At 73.2% G+C, this 15,558-nt stretch carries 13 protein-coding genes and 1 pseudogene; 6 read left to right on the forward strand and 8 right to left on the reverse strand.

The features are described 5' to 3' along the window. The first annotated feature begins 233 nt into the window (after positions 1-233). Positions 234-827, forward strand: coding sequence for a PadR family transcriptional regulator (locus ABT247_RS23360; RefSeq protein ID WP_350745226.1), 594 nt, complete (start codon positions 234-236; stop codon positions 825-827). 20 nt (positions 828-847) lie between these two features. Here ABT247_RS23360 and ABT247_RS23365 read toward each other — a convergent pair whose 3' ends face one another. Then, positions 848-1,642: an SGNH/GDSL hydrolase family protein gene (locus ABT247_RS23365; RefSeq protein ID WP_350745229.1), complete on the reverse strand. Its 795-nt coding sequence runs from the start codon at positions 1,640-1,642 to the stop codon at positions 848-850. Next, positions 1,639-2,040, reverse strand: coding sequence for a nuclear transport factor 2 family protein (locus tag ABT247_RS23370; RefSeq protein ID WP_350745232.1), 402 nt, complete (start codon positions 2,038-2,040; stop codon positions 1,639-1,641). The genes ABT247_RS23365 and ABT247_RS23370 overlap by 4 nt, the downstream gene beginning before the upstream one ends. A 239-nt stretch (positions 2,041-2,279) precedes the next feature. Here ABT247_RS23370 and ABT247_RS23375 point away from each other — a divergent pair. Both ABT247_RS23375 and ABT247_RS23380 read left to right on the forward strand, forming a co-directional pair. Next, positions 2,280-2,687 (forward strand): annotated as a pseudogene (locus tag ABT247_RS23375) (phytanoyl-CoA dioxygenase family protein); the annotation flags it as partial. After that, positions 2,684-2,974 carry a hypothetical protein gene (locus ABT247_RS23380; RefSeq protein ID WP_350745235.1) on the forward strand — a complete coding sequence of 97 codons (291 nt, stop codon included), beginning with the start codon at positions 2,684-2,686 and terminating at the stop codon, positions 2,972-2,974. The pseudogene ABT247_RS23375 and the gene ABT247_RS23380, both read left to right, overlap by 4 nt. A 157-nt stretch (positions 2,975-3,131) precedes the next feature. Here ABT247_RS23380 and ABT247_RS23385 read toward each other — a convergent pair whose 3' ends face one another. The 6 genes from ABT247_RS23385 to ABT247_RS23410 form a co-directional block, all read right to left on the reverse strand. Continuing rightward, positions 3,132-4,220: an aldose epimerase family protein gene (locus ABT247_RS23385; RefSeq protein WP_350745237.1), complete on the reverse strand. Its 1,089-nt coding sequence runs from the start codon at positions 4,218-4,220 to the stop codon at positions 3,132-3,134. A gap of 97 nt (positions 4,221-4,317) precedes the next feature. Beyond that, positions 4,318-5,823, reverse strand: coding sequence for an L-arabinose isomerase (gene araA / locus ABT247_RS23390; protein ID WP_350745239.1), 1,506 nt, complete (start codon positions 5,821-5,823; stop codon positions 4,318-4,320). 12 nt (positions 5,824-5,835) lie between these two features. Beyond that, complete coding sequence (locus ABT247_RS23395) at positions 5,836-6,507, reverse strand: L-ribulose-5-phosphate 4-epimerase (protein ID WP_350745241.1); 672 nt, start codon at positions 6,505-6,507, stop codon at positions 5,836-5,838. Beyond that, complete coding sequence (locus ABT247_RS23400; RefSeq protein ID WP_350745244.1) at positions 6,504-8,201, reverse strand: ribulokinase; 1,698 nt, start codon at positions 8,199-8,201, stop codon at positions 6,504-6,506. The genes ABT247_RS23395 and ABT247_RS23400 overlap by 4 nt, the downstream gene beginning before the upstream one ends. A 332-nt stretch (positions 8,202-8,533) precedes the next feature. Beyond that, positions 8,534-9,523, reverse strand: a complete 990-nt coding sequence (locus ABT247_RS23405) for a LacI family DNA-binding transcriptional regulator (protein ID WP_502892488.1) — start codon at positions 9,521-9,523, stop codon at positions 8,534-8,536. Between the two features lie 292 nt (positions 9,524-9,815). Further along, complete coding sequence (locus tag ABT247_RS23410) at positions 9,816-11,294, reverse strand: arabinofuranosidase catalytic domain-containing protein (protein WP_350745249.1); 1,479 nt, start codon at positions 11,292-11,294, stop codon at positions 9,816-9,818. Between the two features lie 345 nt (positions 11,295-11,639). On the opposite strand from ABT247_RS23410, the gene ABT247_RS23415 reads away from it, so the two are divergent. The 3 genes from ABT247_RS23415 to ABT247_RS23425 are packed head-to-tail and all read left to right on the forward strand — an operon-like array spanning position 11,640 to position 15,383. Further along, positions 11,640-12,782: a substrate-binding domain-containing protein gene (locus ABT247_RS23415; RefSeq protein ID WP_350745253.1), complete on the forward strand. Its 1,143-nt coding sequence runs from the start codon at positions 11,640-11,642 to the stop codon at positions 12,780-12,782. Between the two features lie 4 nt (positions 12,783-12,786). Beyond that, entirely contained in the window at positions 12,787-14,379 is a 1,593-nt protein-coding gene (locus ABT247_RS23420; RefSeq protein WP_350745256.1) for a sugar ABC transporter ATP-binding protein, read from the forward strand. Beyond that, positions 14,376-15,383: an ABC transporter permease gene (locus ABT247_RS23425; protein WP_350745259.1), complete on the forward strand. Its 1,008-nt coding sequence runs from the start codon at positions 14,376-14,378 to the stop codon at positions 15,381-15,383. Before ABT247_RS23420 ends, ABT247_RS23425 begins: the two co-directional genes overlap by 4 nt. The last annotated feature ends 175 nt before the right edge of the window (positions 15,384-15,558 follow it).

Genomic DNA, 15,558 nt, shown 5'->3' on the forward strand with positions numbered 1-15,558 from the left:
AGCAGCCGACCCAGGCCGTGCCGGTAGGCGATCGCGCTCAGCTGGGAGTAGCGGCGGGCCCGGGCGATGCGCCGCTGCAGTGCCCGGGTGACCGACGATCGACGCCGACGGTGCTCCGGACGCCGCCTCGACGCCGCTGGAACCGCCGGCATCCCAGGCCCGCACCGAGATAGGTGCATCGTTGAATAGTCGCATCGGTCGCCGGTGCACCGGGCACTCGCTAGGCTGGCGGCATGGCCCTGCGCAACGCGATCATGTCGACCCTCCTGGAGGGCGAGGCGTCCGGTTACGACCTGACGAAGGCGTTCGACGCGTCGGCGGCGAACTTCTGGATGGCCACACCGCAGCAGCTCTACCGGGAGCTGGACCGGATGAAGGCCGAGGGGCTGGTCAGCGCCCGGGTCGTGGAGCAGGAGCGGCGGCCGAACAAGCGGCTGTTCTCGCTCACCGAGGCGGGCCGCGCCGCGCTGCGGTCGTTCACGGCCTCGCCGCCGCGGCCGTCCGCGATCCGCGACGAGCTGCTCGTCCAGGTGCAGGCCGTGGACGCCGGCGACCCGCACGCCGTGCGCGCGGCACTGCTCGAACGGCTGGTGTGGGCACAGGCCAAGGTGGCCCGCTACGAGCGCCTGCGGGCGCGGCTGCTGGACGGGCGCTTCGAGGACGAGTACCTCGCCACGGCCGAACGGATTGGGCCGTACCTGACCCTGATGCGCGGACTGTCGTTCGAGCGCGAGAACCAGCGCTGGTGCGAGCAGGCGCTCGCCGTTCTGGACCGGCGGGCCGCCGCGTCGGCCCCCGCGCAGGGGCCGGCGCAGGGGCCGGTCTGACGGTCTTCGGGGGCGTCCGCTCAGTGCGCCGGACGGGGAGCCTCGACCGGCCGCAGATCCGGGCGCTTCGCGACCCGGCCGTCGCCGGAGGAGCGCCCGCGCAGGCGCCGCATCAGCCACGGTCCGAGGAAGGTGCCGATCCAGGCGGCCTCCTGGACGGCTCGCCGGCGGGCGCCTGCCACGGGCAACGGCGGCAGCGGCTCGGCCCACCCGCCGTCGGTGCCGGGCAGCGCGAGCGCTTCGGCCGCCGCGGCGGCGATCCCGGCGTGACCGAGCGGGCTGGCGTGCAGCCGGTCCGCGCTCCACATGCGCGGGTCGGTCGTCACCTGGTGCGGGAAGAAGTCGACGACCACGACTCCGCGGTGGTCGGCCGTGGCCCGGATGCGCGCGTTGAGGTCCAGGAGCCGGGGTCGCAGCCCGCGGGCCAGTGGTGCGATCCGGCCGATGTCGGGGAACGTGAAGGTGAGCACCCGCGCCCCGGTGGCCGTGAAGGCGGCGAACATCGCGTCCAGCTCCGCCACCACCTCGCCCGCGTCGAAGCCCGGCCGCATCAGGTCGTTCATCCCGGCGACCACGGTGACCAGGTCCGGCCGCAGCGCGAGCGCGGGGCCGAGCTGTTCGGCCCGCACCTGCCCGGCGAGTCGGCCGCGCACGGCGAGGTTGGCGTAGCGCAGGCCCGGTTCGTGTCCGGCGATCGTCTCGGCCAGTCGGTCCGCCCAGCCGCGCCATCCGGCGACCTCGTCACCGTCCCCCAGGCCCTCGGTCTGGCTGTCGCCGACCGCGACGTAGCGGCGGAAGCCCGTGGTCGCCGTCATGCCGCGGACGTGCCCAGCGCCTCGGCGGTGATCCGCTCGAACTGCGCGCCCATCGCGGCGGCGAGCGCCTGGGCGCCGGAGAGGGGGCGGACCATCACCGTCAACTCGTCGATCAGGCCGTCCTCGTCGACGTGGAGGAAGTCGCAGCCGTGCACCTCGCGGCCGTCGACGGTGGCCTTGAAGACGAACGCGTGGTCGCGGCCGCCGGCGTCGTTGATCTCGCGGACGTAGTGGAAGTCCTCGAGGACCCGTGCGGCACCGCGCAGGATCGCGGCGGTCATGGCCTTGCCCGGGTAGGGCTTGAAGACGACGGGGCTGGTGAAGACGACGTCCTCGGCCAGGAGGGCCTCGAGGGCGTCGTGGTCGCCGGCCTCGACGGCTGCGCGGAAGGGGTGCACGGCGGGCTCCATAGTCAACAAATTGAATAGCTTGTCCGCGCGTGAGCCTAGTCGCGCGATCCGGGCGATGTCGAGGGAGGCACCGGACCTCGGCGGTCGCGAGGGCGTCGGGGCGCTCCGGGCGCGACCCCGGCCGGCGACGAGAGCCGCTGGGCACCGGCCGGACCCTCGCGGCCGCCGCCCGCTCGTCCTCACGCTCCGCGTTAGGCCCATCGGCCACGAGCCGGTGCCACGGTTCCCCGGCACTCCACCGGAGTCGGACACCGGAAGCCGGGACGGACACCGCCCGGTACCAGAACCTGCGCGGCCAGGACCGGCTGGTCTGCGCGGCCGGAACGGTGGTGTTTCTGCACCACGGCCTGTGGCACGGCGGCAGGCGCAACGACAGCGACACGCTTCGCTACATGTTCAAGATCCGCTTCAATCCGACGGGGCGCCAGCAACGGCTGTGGGACACCTCGGATCTCCACGACCCCCAGGTGAACGTGGAGTTGGGCGCGCTGTTCCCGTGGTACGAGGGGGCGACCGGTCGTCTGGAGCTGTACAACCGCATCCTGCTCTGGCGGGCACTGACCGGCGACGACGGCTACGACCTCGACCACTTGGTGACCAGGGTCTCCAACCACCCCGAGGTGAAGGCGCGATGACGACGGACACGGCCCGGCAGCAGGTCCTGGTGCTCTACCTCTCCAGCTCCGCGCTGGACTCCGCCGTCATCGGCTGGGCGAGGTACGACGGCACCGGCCGCTCCTCCCCCACCACCGGCGACAGCGACGATCCGCCGTACGAGACCGGGGTGGCGGCGCTCCGGGACGGCTGGCGGCTGTTCCAGGCCGCGCAGCTGATCCCGCCGTACCCGGGACACGAGTACGACGTCTCCTTCCTCAAGCACGAGTTCCTCTTCGAACGGATCGTCGACGCTTCGGCGCCGTGACACGACCGAGGGGCCACCGGCCCGCCCGGCACCGGGTCGGCACCGCCCCCCTCGCACGACGAGGGGCGGTGGGCTCCGCCGAGCTCACCGCCCCGGTTCGCCGCCCCCCGGGCTCACCGCCCCGGTTCGCCGCCTCCGGACACCGCCCCGTCGGGTCCTACGCGGACAGGAAGCGGTAGACCGTCATCGAGCCGTACTCCTCCCCCGGGCGCAGGACGGTGGAGGGGTACTCGGGCCGGTTGGGCGAGTCCGGGAAGTGCTGGGTCTCCAGCGCGATGCCCGCGTGAGCCGGGTACGGGCGGCCGGAGCGGCCGGTCAGCGAGCCGTCGAAGTGGTTCCCGGTGTAGACCTGGAGCGCCGGCTCCGTCGTGAAGCACTCGATCCGCCGGCCGCTGGCCGGGTGGCTCAGCACCGCGGCCTTCCGGAGGCCCTTCCCGCTGAGCACCCAGCTGTGGTCGAAGCCCCGGCCGGCCCGGCGGATCTGCGGGTGGCCGTCCGCGACGGGGTCCGCGATCGGCCGGGATTCGCGCAGGTCGAACGGCGTACCGGCGACGGGCGCGACGGGCCCCAGCGGGATCAGGTCCCCGTCCACCGGGAGGTATCCCGCCGCCTCGACCCGGAGCAGGTGGTCGAGCACCGTTCCGCAGCCCTCGCCCGCCAGGTTGAAGTACGCGTGGTTGGTGAGGTTGACGACCGTGGGTGCGTCGGCGGCGGCGCGGTAGACGATGGAGAGGTCCCCGGCCGGGTCGAGCAGGTAGCTCACCTCGGCGGTGAGGGCCCCCGGGAACCCCTGGTCGCCGTCCGGGCTGTGCAGCCGCAGCCGGACCCCGGCCCGGCGGCCCTCGCGGACCGCCACGCCGTCCCAGAGCCGGGTGGCGAAACCGTCCGGGCCGCCGTGCAGGGTGTGGCCGGTGTCCTGGACCGCCAGTCGGTGCCTCGTGCCGTCGATCGGCAGCACCCCGCCGGCGATCCGGTTGGCGTAGCGGCCGACCGTCGCCCCGAAGTACGCGGCCTCCCCGAGCAGGTCCTCGACCTCCTCGCAGCCGAGGACGACGTTGCAGCGCCGTCCGTCCCGGTCCGGGGCGTGCACCGCTTGCAGGCGGGCCCCCAGGCTGAGCACCTCCACCGTCACGCCCTCGGGCGCACCGAAGGTCCAGCGCGTGATCCGCCGCCCGTCCGGCAGCGTCGCGGCCCGCTCCTGGGTCACCGTCACGTCGCCGTGGGATACGAGGGTGTCTCTCGGCACGGGTCCTGCTCCATGGGGGTTCGGCACGGCGTCGCCGCGGTGCGGATGCCCGGCGGCGCCGCCTCGCGGGCGGGCGCCGCCGGCCGGACGGGGCGGGTCAGATGCCCTGGGCCAGCCGGTGGTAGGCCTGGTTCCAGCGGAGCTCCTTCGTGAACCGGCGGATGGACGTGTCCTCGTCGATCACCAGGAGCTCCACGCCGAGCATCTCGGCCAGGTCCTCCAGTTCCTCCGCGCCGAGCGCGCCGGAGAGCACGGTGTGGTGCGGCGCACCGGCGGTCAGCCACGCCTCGGCGGAGGTGTGGAGGTCCGGGCGGGGCTTCCAGACGGCGCGGGCCACCGGGAGCTCGGGCAGTGGCGCCGGCGGCTCGACGACGTCGACGTCGTTGGCGACCAGCCGGAAGCGGTCCCCCAGGTCGGCCAGGCCGACCACCACGGCGGGGCCGGGCTCGGCGTCGAAGACCAGGCGGACCGGGTCCTCGCGGCCGCCGATGCCGAGCGGGTGGATCTCGCACGACGGGGTGGCGGCCGCGATGCTCGGGCAGACCTCCAGCATGTGCGCGCCGAGGATCAGTTCACGGCCGGGCTCGAGGTGGTAGGTGTAGTCCTCCATGAAGGACGTGCCCCCGGCCAGGCCGGTGGCGGTCACCTTGAGGGTGCGCAGCAGCGTGGCGGTCTTCCAGTCGCCCTCGCCGCCGAAGCCGTAGCCGTCGGCCATCAGTCGCTGCACGGCGAGGCCGGGCAGCTGGCGCAGCCCGCCGAGGTCCTCGAAGTTGGTGGTGAAGGCCCTGAAGCCGCCCTCGTCCAGGAAGCCGCGCAGGCCGAGCTCGATCCGCGCCGCGTAGCGCAGCGACTCGTGGCGCTCCCCGCCGACGCGCAGTTCGGGGGCGAGGCGGTAGCTGTCCTCGTACTCCTTGACGAGCTCGGTGACGTCGGCGTCGGTCGCGGCGTCCACCGCCGCGACGAGGTCGTTGACTCCGTAGGTGTTGACGGAGACGCCGAAGCGGAGCTGGGCCTCGACCTTGTCGCCCTCGGTGACGGCGACGTCGCGCATGTTGTCGCCGAAGCGGGCGAGCTTGAGGCCGCGCAGTTCGGCGCGGCCGGCGGCGGCACGGGCCCAGGTGGCGATCCGGGCGGTCACGGCGGGGTCGCTCACGTGCCCGGCGACGGTCTTGCGGGCGACGCCGAGGCGGGACTGGATGTAACCGAACTCGCGGTCGCCGTGGGCGGCCTGGTTCAGGTTCATGAAGTCCATGTCGATGGAGTCCCAGGGCAGTTCGACGTTGGCCTGGGTGTGCAGGTGGAGCAGGGGCTTCTGCAGGGCGTCGAGGCCGGCGATCCACATCTTCGCCGGGGAGAAGGTGTGCATCCAGGCGATCAGGCCGATGCACCGGTCCTCCGCGTTGGCCTCCAGACAGGTGCGGCGGATGGCGGAGGCGTCGGTGAGGACGGGCTTCCAGACGAGCTCGACCGGCAGGGCGGGGTCTGCGCCCAGTGTGCCGGCGATCCGCTGGGACTGCTCGGCGACCTGCCGCAGCGTCTCCTCGCCGTAGAGTCCCTGACTGCCGGTCAGGAACCAGATCTCGCGTCCAGCGAGTGACGTCATGGTGGTGACTCCTTACCGGGCCTCGGGGTGCTGGCCGTAGACGTTCTGGTAGCGGAAGTTGAGGCTGTCGATGGCCGCCTGGGCGATCGGCAGGGGCTCGCCGAGCTGCCGGGAGATGTGGACGGTGCGGGCCGCGTCCTCGCACATCACGGCGGCCTTGACGGCGGCCTCGGCGTCCTTGCCGATGGTGAAGACACCGTGGTTCTGCATGAGGACCGCGGGCGAGCGGTGGCCCTTGAGGGTGTCCACGATGCCCCGGCCGATCGAGTCGTCCCCGATCAGCGCGAACGGGCCGACCGGGATCTCGGCGCCGAACTCGTCGGCCATCGCGGTGAGCACGCAGGGCACGGCCTCACCGCGGGCCGCCCAGGCGCTGGCGTAGGTGGAGTGGGTGTGCACCACCCCGCCGACCTCGGGCAGGTGACGGTAGACGTAGGCGTGCGCGGCCGTGTCGGACGACGGCGAGTGGTCGCCCTCCACCACGTTGCCGTCCAGGTCGCAGACGATCATGTTCTGGGGCGACAGTTCTCCGTAGGGGACGCCGCTCGGCTTGATCACCAGCAGGTCCTCGCCGGGGACGCGGGCGGAGACGTTGCCCGCCGTCCAGACCACCAGGTCGTAGCGGACCAGTTCCTGGTGGAGGTCGCTGACCTGCCGGCGGATGAGGTCGATGGTCGCGTTCACAGGGCCTCGCTCGATGGGGTGAGGGCGGCGTTGCGGATGTCGCGCAGGCGGTGCAGGAGCTTGTCGGCGCCGAGGCCGAAGTGGTCGTGCAGGGCCCGGTACTCGGCGAAGAGCCGGTCGTACACGTCGGCGCGGGCCCGGTCCGGCCGGTACGCCGCCGGGCGCACGCGGCCCATGGCGGACGCCGCGGTCCGGACGTCGGGGTAGGCCCCGGCGGCGACGGCGGCGTGGATCGCCGATCCGAGCGCCGGGCCCTGCTCGGACTCGGCGACCGACACCGGGCGGCGCAGCACGTCGGCGTAGATCTGCATGAGCAGTTCGTTCTTCTTGAGGCCGCCGGTGACGACGAACTCGGTGACGGGGACGCCACCGCGTTCCAGGGCCTCCACGATGACGCGGGTGCCGAAGGCGGTGGCCTCCAGCAGGGCGCGGTAGATCTCCTCCGGGCGGGTGGCCAGGGTGAGCCCGGCGATCACTCCGGAGAGGTGGTGGTCGACCAGGGTGGAGCGGTTGCCGTTCATCCAGTCCAGCGCCACCAGGCCGTGGGCGCCGACCGGCTGGGCGGCGGCCTTGCGGGTGAGGAGCTGGTGCGCGTCCTCGCCGTTGCGCTCGGCCTCGGCCAGGTAGTCGGCGGGCAGGCCCTGGCGCAGCCACCAGGCGAAGATGTCGCCGACGGCGCTCTGACCGGCCTCGTAGCCGAAGGAGCCGGCGACGATGCCGTCCTCCACCACGCCGCACATGCCGGGGACCTCGGCCAGTGCGGCACCGTTGACGACGTGGCAGGTGGAGGTGCCCATGATGGCCAGGAGCTGGCCGTCGTCGACGGCCCGTGCCGCGGGTGCGGCGACGTGGGCGTCGACGTTGCCCGCCGCCACGGCGATCCCCTCGGGCAGACCGGTCCACTGCGCCGCCTGTGGGGTCAGGAAGCCGACCCGGGAGCCGAGCGGGGAGAGCGGGTGCTCCAGGCGGGTGCGGGCGAAGTCGGCGAAGTCCGGGTGGAGCGCGGCGAGGTACTCCTCGCTCGGGTAGCTGCCGTCCTGGTGGATGCCCTTGTAGCCGGCGGTGCAGGTGTTGCGGCTCTCGGCGCCGGTCAGCTGCCAGACGATCCAGTCGGCGGCCTCGATCCAGCGCGCGCACGCGGCGTAGACGGCCGGGTCCTCCTCCAGGACCTGCAGGGCCTTGGCGTACTGCCATTCGGCGGAGATCCGGCCGCCGTACCGCGGGAGCCACTTCTCCCCGCGGACGTGGGCCAGCGCGTTGATCCGGTCCGCCTGGCCCTGGGCGGCGTGGTGCTTCCAGAGCTTGGGCCAGGCGTGCGGGTGGGGCGCCCAATCGGGCGTCTCCGCCAGGGGGGTGCCGTCGGCCAGGACCGGGAGGACCGTGCAGGCGGTGAAGTCGGTGGCGATGCCGATGACCTCGGCGGGGTCGACGCCGGCGTCGGCGAGCGCCGCCGGGACGGCGGTGCGCAGCACGTCGCGCCAGTCCGCGGGGTGCTGGAGCGCCCAGTCGGGAGGGAGCGGCCGGCCGGTGCCGGGCAGCTCGCGGTCGATGACGGCGTGCGGGTACTCGTGGACGGCGGTGCCGAGCTCTTCGCCGTCGCGCACGCGGACCACCACGGCGCGGCCGGAGAGGGTGCCGAAGTCGATGCCGACGACGTACCTCTCCGAGTCCCGGGCGGCAGGTATCACGGTCACTTCCTCATCGTTGGTGCGGGAGGCCGGGGTTGTCGCCCGTCGCCCGGTGCGGTCAGGTCCGGGGCAGGGCGGACCGCACCGGGCGACGGACTCCGTTCCGCGGCTCCGTCGGGGAAGGGCGGAGGGGGACCGCCGACGGACGGACGGAGGCAGCGTCCGTGCCCGCCGGCGGAGCTGGGAGCGCTTCTGTTAGCGTTCACAGGAATTGTTAGCGTTCACATATACGCTGTCAAGGGATGTGCCGTCCCGACGGCCCGGCGGTCCGGCCGCCCTCGACCGGCCTGGCGGACGACCACGACCGCGCGTGCGCCGCCCGATGCCCGGCTACCGGATCACCGGTTCCTCGAGGGGGCGACGCTGCGCCGCAGCACCATCTCCGGGGTGATCTGCACGTGGGTGCGGGCGGGCGCGACGCCTTCGAGTTCCCCGACGAGGAGTTCCAGCGCTCTGCGGCCGAGTTCGCCGAAGTCCTGCCGCACGGTGGTCAGCGGCGGGGTGAAGTAGGCGGCCTCCGGGATGTCGTCGAAGCCGACCACGCTGATGTCCTCGGGGACGGACCGGCCGGCCTCGTGCAGGGCGCGCAGCAGGCCGAGGGCCATGTGGTCGTTGGCGCAGAAGACGGCGGTGACGTCACGCAGTCCGGCGATCCGCAGGCCGGCCTGGTAGCCGGAGCGGGCGCTCCAGTCGCCGCGCTCCACGGGCGGCACCGGGGCTCCGGCGGCCTGCAGCGCGAGCCGCCACCCCTCTTCGCGGTCCTGGCTCTCCAGCCAGTTGGCCGGCCCCGCCACGTGGTGCACGGTGCGGTGGCCCAGGTCGAGCAGGTGCCCGGTGGCCTCCTTGGCGCCGAAGCGGTTGCCCACCGACACCATGGGCACCTGGGTCTGGTTGCCCGAACCGACGGCGACGAGCGGTACGGAGCTGGAGAGGCGGGACACCGCGCTGACGGTGGACGTCTGCGGAGCGATGACGACCACGCCCTCGACCCCCTGGTCGCGCAGCCGGTCGACGGCCTCCTGGACCGAACGGCCGTCCAGCGAGCGCAGACTGGTCACGCTCACGAAGTACCCGGCGCTGCGCGCGGCGCGCTCGATCCCGTCCAGCATCGAGGCGGGGCCGTAGAGGGTCGAATCGAAGCTGACCACGCCGAGGGTCTGCGAGCGGCGGGTCACCAGGGTACGGGCGGCCGAGTTGGGCCGGTAGTCGAGTTCCCGGATGGCCGCCAGGACCCGGTCCCGGGTGTCGGGTCGGACGTGCGGGGCGCCGTTCAGCACCCGGGACACCGTCTGGTGGGACACGCCCGCCAGTTTCGCCACGTCGGCCATCACGGGCTGGCGCTGATCCGTCCCGGCGCTGTCGGTTCCCACTCGCAGTCCCCTCCTCGGTCGTGGACCACAGTACGCGACCAGGTCCAGGCCAATCCGTCACCGTCGGTTCGACCGGCGGCTTCCCTTCATACCAGCCGCGTGGTCGGCTGGGAGCTGCGATCGGCCTTCCGGTCCCCCCGCCCCGTCGCGCCGGGCGCCGTCGTGCCCCTCGGTGGCCCTGCGCCACCGGCCGACGCCGGCCGGGCCCGGCTCCGCGAGGCGGCGGAACCGGGCCCGGCCTCGGTGGGTGCTACCCGAGGGTCCACTTCTGGTTGCCGCCGCCCCAACAGGTCCACAGCTGGACGGGCGTGGCGTCGGCGGTCGCCGCCCCGGCGACGTCCAGGCACCGGCCCGACTGCACGCCCGTGACGCTGCCGTCGGCGTTGAAGCGCCACTGCTGGTTGGCACCGCCGGTGCAGGGCCAGGTCACGACCTTGGTGCCGTCGGCGGTCGCACCGCCGGCGGCGTCCAGGCAGAGCGTCGTGCCGCCGACGTCGACGGTGAGCCGCCCGTCCCCGGTACGGGTCCAGGTCTGGTTCGCTCCGCCGGAGCAGCTGTAGATCTGGGCCTGCAGCCCCGGGGTGGCGGAGGCGTTGGGCACGTCCAGGCACTTGCCCGAGCCGGTGCCGCGCAACGCCCCCGTGGTGGCCGAGGAGTTGGCGTAGCCGGCGGCGACGATGTTGGCCTGGACGGCGTTCTCGGTCGCCTCCGACGGGTAGCCCGAGGTCATCACGCCCTCGTAGAACGTGCCTTCGGCGCCGTTGCTGTTGTCGCCGCCGATGCCCAGGATGATCGCTCCCTCCTTGTGCATCGGGTTGTAGCCCGCCGCGTTCGGGCGCGGTCCGGAGTAGAACGTCGACAGGCCGCCGGACTGCGCGTCGCCGGCCCGGATCGCCCACTGGTTCGGCGCGCCCTTGACCATGGCGGTCAGGTAACGGTGGTTCACGGTCGGGTCGTTGGCGTTGTAGCGGGTGTTCGCGCCCGAGAACAGGCCGTTCTCCAGGTCGGCCATCACCCAGGGGCCCGGACCGCTGCCGTAGCCCCAGACCTTGATGTTGCCGAAGTAGATGGCCTCCATGTGACCGTTGCCGGTGTCGGTGCTGCTGGTCTCGGCGTTGCCGTAGTCGAAGCAGCAGCCGCCGTTGTAGTGCGTGCCGTCCAGGATCGCGTACATCCCCTCGGGCTGGTCGCCGGTCGCGATGCCCGTGGTGTGGTTGTTGCGGTAGCCGGTGCCCTTCGCCACGTACACGCCGTAGGCCCGGTGGCCGTTCAGCGTGGTGGGCGCCAGGGTCGCGTCCGCCAGGTTGTCCGGTCCGGGCGCCGCCCCGCCCCCGGGGGCCTGGGTCAGGTGGTTGCCCTTGCCGGACTGGTCGTAGATCACGGTGATCACGCAGCTGGTGCCGGCGCAGAAGGAGTCCTGGGCGGCGGCGTCGGCGTAGCCGCCGGTGCCCAGCACGCCGATGTCCCGCACGGCCTGGTCCGACGAGCGCCGGACCTGGTACAGCCGGCCGCCGTAACCGGCGTACAGCGCGCGGGTGGTGCTGTGCGCGGCCACACAGGGCGTGCCGCCGGCGGCGTACACGTCGCACGGGCCCTGCGTGGCGGCCTGCGCCACGCCGCTGGTCGCGGTGGCGCCGGCCAGCGCGCCGACGAGGACGGCGAGTGCCGCCCCGGCGCGGGCGAGGCGGCGCAGCGCACCTCGTCCGCGGATCGTCCTGTTGTCACTCATGGTGTCTCCCTGCTCATCGGTGAGCGCGGTCAGAGGGAAAGTGAGCGCTAACAATCCAGCGCGGGCGGCAGTCGGCGGCCCGAGCCGGAGAGGTGAAGGGTTCCTGGACGGGTGACAGTGCCCGCATCGACGGTGCGCCGTCAAGACCTCCGACACACCCTGCGGTCAGAGCGGCCGGTCCGGCCTGAGGTCCCGTCAGTCGTCATCGTCGGGTTGCTGCACGGTGGTTGACGCTGGCCGATGTTAGCGCTCACACTCCACAACACACCCCAGCACTCGCGCCGGTCCACCGCGCTCTTCATCCGCGCCTCCCACCCCACCGGCAGCGACCGAGAGGAACCACCCATGCGCGCACCCCTGTCCCGGCTCCCCAGAGCCGCCCGTGTCGCGGCCGCCGCGGCCGCCGTCCTGGCCCTGACCGCCGGCTGCAGCAAACAGGGCGCCGGCGACTCCGGCGCGTCCGCCGGCTCCACCGCGGCCGCCGCGCCCGCGATCCAGGGCGACATCACCTTCAACGACGACAACCTGGCCCGCCTCGACGCCGCGCTCAAGGCCGCGATCCAGGGCAAGGACGTCTCCGCGCTGGACCTGGCCATGGTGGTCAACGTCGCCGTGGACTACTGGAACGCCGGGAAGACCGGCTTCACCAAGGGGCTGTCCGACCTCGGCGCCAAGGGCACCTTCCAGGCCCCGGCCAACGGCCGGCTCGACCAGCAGCTGTCCATCATCCAGACCCTCCGCGGCCAGGACATCTCCGCCTTCTCGCTCTCCGCGATCGACCCGACGGCCGTCAAGTCGCCGATCCAGTCCGCCGCTTCGGCCGGCATCCCGGTCCTCGCCATCGACTCCCCGCTCCCGGCCGAGGACGGCGCCGCGCTCTACCTCGGCACGCCCAACTACCAGGCGGGCAAGAAGGCCGGGGAGGCGATGAAGGCCGCGCTGGGCGGCAAGGGCGAGGTCGTGGTGCTGGTCGGATCGCTCACCGCCTCCAACGCGGTGGAGCGCATCCAGGGCTTCGAGGACGCGCTCAAGGGCACCGGCATCAAGGTCACCAACAAGCTCGCCGACAACATGGACGCCTCCAAGGCCCTCACCAACGCCCAGACCGCCATCCAGACCGACCCCAACGTGACCGGCCTGTACGGGGTCTACTCCTACGACGGGCCCTCGGCCGCCCAGGCGGTGCAGGCGGCGGGGAAGACCGGCAAGGTCAAAGTGATCTCCGACGACAGCGACGCGCAGACCCTGGCCTTCATCCAGCAGGGCGTCATCCAGGCCACCGTCGTCCAGTCGCCCTACCAGCAGGGCTACACCGGCGCGTACCTGTTGGCCGCGCTGAAGCTGCTGGGCAAGGACGGCACCCTGGCCCTCGTCAAGCCGTACCTGGAGTCCGACGGCACCACCCTCAGCTCCGGCGTGGGCGTGGTGACCCAGGACAACCTCGCCGCCTTCCGGGCCAAGCAGACCCAGCTCGGCATCGCGGGGTGACCGGATGACCGCCACCACCGCACGGCCCCGCGCCGACGGACCCGCCGTCACCCTGCGCTCGGTGCGCAAGAGCTACGGGCCGGTCACCGTGCTCGACCTCCCCGCCCTGGAGCTGAGGAGAGGACAGATCACTTGTGTGGTCGGCGAGAACGGGGCCGGCAAGTCCACCCTCATGGGCGTGCTCTCCGGCATCGTCGCCCCGACGGCAGGAGAGGTCCTGATCGGCGGTCGCCCCCTGCAACCGGGCCGGCCCGACCACGCCAAGTCCCTCGGCGTCGGCCTGGTGTCGCAGGAGTTCCCGCTGGTCGGAGGGCTGAGCGTGGCCGAGAACCTGCTGCTCGGCCGGCGCCCCCGAACCGCCCGGAAGGCGGGGCCGCTGCGCCGCGCTCTGTTCGACCGGGCCGGCACCCGGAGCGAGGCCCGGGAACTGCTGGCGGACATCGGCGTCGACGGGATCGATGTCGACCGCAGGGTGGACCGACTGCCCGTCCCGCTGCGGCAGATGATCGAGATCGCCAAGGCCTGGGGCACCCGCCCCCTGGTCCTGATCCTCGACGAGCCCACCTCCTCGCTCGGACCGGTCGAGGCCGGGAAGGTCCTCGCCCTCGCCCGGCGGCACGCCGCGGCCGGCGGGGCCGTCCTGTTCATCGGGCACCGCCTGGACGAGGTACGGGACCTCGCCGACCGCGTGCTGGTGCTGCGCAGCGGCCTCCTGGTCGCCGACCTCTCCCCCGCGCAGGCCACCGAGGAGCGGATGATCCGCGAGATGGTCGGCGTCGACCTCGCCCAGGAGGTGACCGTGCGGCCCGTCCCGCCGACGGCCCGCCGGGTGCTGACCGCCCACGGGCTGACCGCGGCCGGCCTCGGCCCGGTCGACCTGGAACTGCGCGCCGGGGAGGTCGTCGGCGTCGCCGGGCTGATGGGCTCCGGCCGCAGCCGGCTGCTGCACACCCTGATGGGCGCGCAGCCGCGCACCGGTGGCGAGGTCGAACTGAACGGCCGCCGCTTCCGTCCGCGCCATCCCGCCGACGCGGTCGCCGCCGGCATCGGCCTGGTGCCGGAGGACCGCAAGGAGCAGGCGCTGTTGCTGCGGCACCCGGTGCGCTGGAACGCCACCCTGGCCACCCTGCGACGCGACTCCCGGCACGGTGTGCTCACCCCGCGCGGCGACCGGGAACGCTCCCGCCGGATCGTCGAGGACCTGGGCGTGCGGCTGCACAGCCAGGAGCAGCCGATCGGCGACCTGTCCGGCGGGAACCAGCAGAAGGTCGTGTTCGGGCGGTGGCTGCACGCCGATCCCGAGGTGCTACTGCTCGACGAGCCCACCCGGGGCGTCGACGTCGGCGCCAAGGCCGAGATCTACCGGCTCGTCGACCGGGCCGCGGCCGAGGGCCTCGCCGTCCTGATGGCCTCGTCCGAGCTGGAGGAACTGCTGCGGATCTGCCACCGGATCCTGGTCATGGCCGACGGCCGGATCGTCGCCGACCTGCCGCGCGAGCGCTTCGGCAAGGAGCTGATCATGACCGCCGCGACGGGCGGGCGAAGCCCGTCGGCGGACGCGCAACCCCAGGCAGCAGATTCGGAGGCCACCGCATGACGACCCGGACCGCCCCTCTCCACCGCGACGCGGCGGCACCGCCGAGGAGCCGGCTGCGCGCACTGGTCGACACGCCCGAGGTGGGTGTCGTGCTCGCCTGCGTCGCGGTGTTCACGGCGCTCTCGCTGTCCCGCGACACCTTCGCCAGCGCGGTGAACCTCCAGGGCATGGGGGCCGACCTGGCTCAGTACGGCCTGATCGCGGTCGGCGAGTCCCTGGTGATCCTGACCGGCGGCATCGACCTGTCGGTGGGTGCCCTGCTCGGCACCAGCGTGATCCTGATGTCCTGGTTCGACGTGCGTGCCGGGCTTCCCGCCCCTCTGGCGATCCTGGCCACCCTGGCCGTCGCCGGACTGGTCGGGCTGGTGCACGGGCTGGCCGTCACCCGGCTGCGGATGCCGCCGTTCGTCGTCACGCTCGTCACGTACACGGTGGCGCAGGGCGTCACGCTCGCGATCACCTCCGGGACCTCGATCGTCGGGATCTCCCCGTTCTTCGGGGACGTCGGCCAGAGCTACCTGGCCCAGATCCCGGTGCCGCTGGTGCTGTTCGCGGTGTTCACCGCCGCGGTCTGGTTCTTCCTGGAACGCACCTGTGCCGGCCGCCAGGTCTACGCCGTGGGCGGCAACGCCGAGGCGGCCCGGCTCGCCGGTATCCGCGGCGACCGGCGCGTGGTGTCCATGTACGTGGCCTCCTCGCTGGTGTCGGCGTTCGCCGGCCTGCTCGTGCTGGGCCGGATGGGCGTGGGCTCCGCGAGCGGGGTGGGCGTCGGCTGGGAGCTCTCGGCGATCGCCGCGGCCGTCATCGGCGGCGTCAGCCTGACCGGCGGACAGGGCCGGATCCTGGGGATCGTGGCCGGGGCCGTGCTGCTGGAACTCATCAACAACGGGCTGACGACCCTGCAGGTCAACTCGAACTACACGAACATCGTGCTCGGCTGCGTCCTGGGGCTGGCCATCACGGCCGACCGGCTGCGGGCCAGGCGGCTGGCGGGGCGGTCCTGACCCGCCGCGCCGGCCCGGCGGCTGCGGGGGCCGGGCGGCGCGTCCGGCCCTGCCGCGTGGTCGTCCACCGGAGGCCGGGCGCCGCGCAGTCCGCACGACCAGACCGTCTGCGAGGTGCTCAGCCGCACCCTGGGCATCGCCGTCACCTACGAACAGCTCTGGGGCCGGATGGGCG

Origin of the sequence: Kitasatospora sp. NPDC001539 (genome assembly GCF_040298565.1) — a bacterium.
GTDB lineage: Bacteria > Actinomycetota > Actinomycetes > Streptomycetales > Streptomycetaceae > Kitasatospora.

What these genes read in the sequence shown, in the direction of transcription:
- ABT247_RS23405 (WP_502892488.1), bottom strand. Translation starts at nt 9,523, where the DNA reads ATGGCCGACGTGGCGAAACTGGCGGGCGTGTCCCACCAGACGGTGTCC.
- ABT247_RS23425 (WP_350745259.1), top strand. Translation starts at nt 14,376, where the DNA reads ATGACGACCCGGACCGCCCCTCTCCACCGCGACGCGGCGGCACCGCCG.
- ABT247_RS23410 (WP_350745249.1), bottom strand. Translation starts at nt 11,294, where the DNA reads ATGAGTGACAACAGGACGATCCGCGGACGAGGTGCGCTGCGCCGCCTC.
- araA (WP_350745239.1), bottom strand. Translation starts at nt 5,823, where the DNA reads ATGACGTCACTCGCTGGACGCGAGATCTGGTTCCTGACCGGCAGTCAG.
- ABT247_RS23420 (WP_350745256.1), top strand. Translation starts at nt 12,787, where the DNA reads ATGACCGCCACCACCGCACGGCCCCGCGCCGACGGACCCGCCGTCACC.
- ABT247_RS23360 (WP_350745226.1), top strand. Translation starts at nt 234, where the DNA reads ATGGCCCTGCGCAACGCGATCATGTCGACCCTCCTGGAGGGCGAGGCG.
- ABT247_RS23380 (WP_350745235.1), top strand. Translation starts at nt 2,684, where the DNA reads ATGACGACGGACACGGCCCGGCAGCAGGTCCTGGTGCTCTACCTCTCC.
- ABT247_RS23365 (WP_350745229.1), bottom strand. Translation starts at nt 1,642, where the DNA reads ATGACGGCGACCACGGGCTTCCGCCGCTACGTCGCGGTCGGCGACAGC.
- ABT247_RS23415 (WP_350745253.1), top strand. Translation starts at nt 11,640, where the DNA reads ATGCGCGCACCCCTGTCCCGGCTCCCCAGAGCCGCCCGTGTCGCGGCC.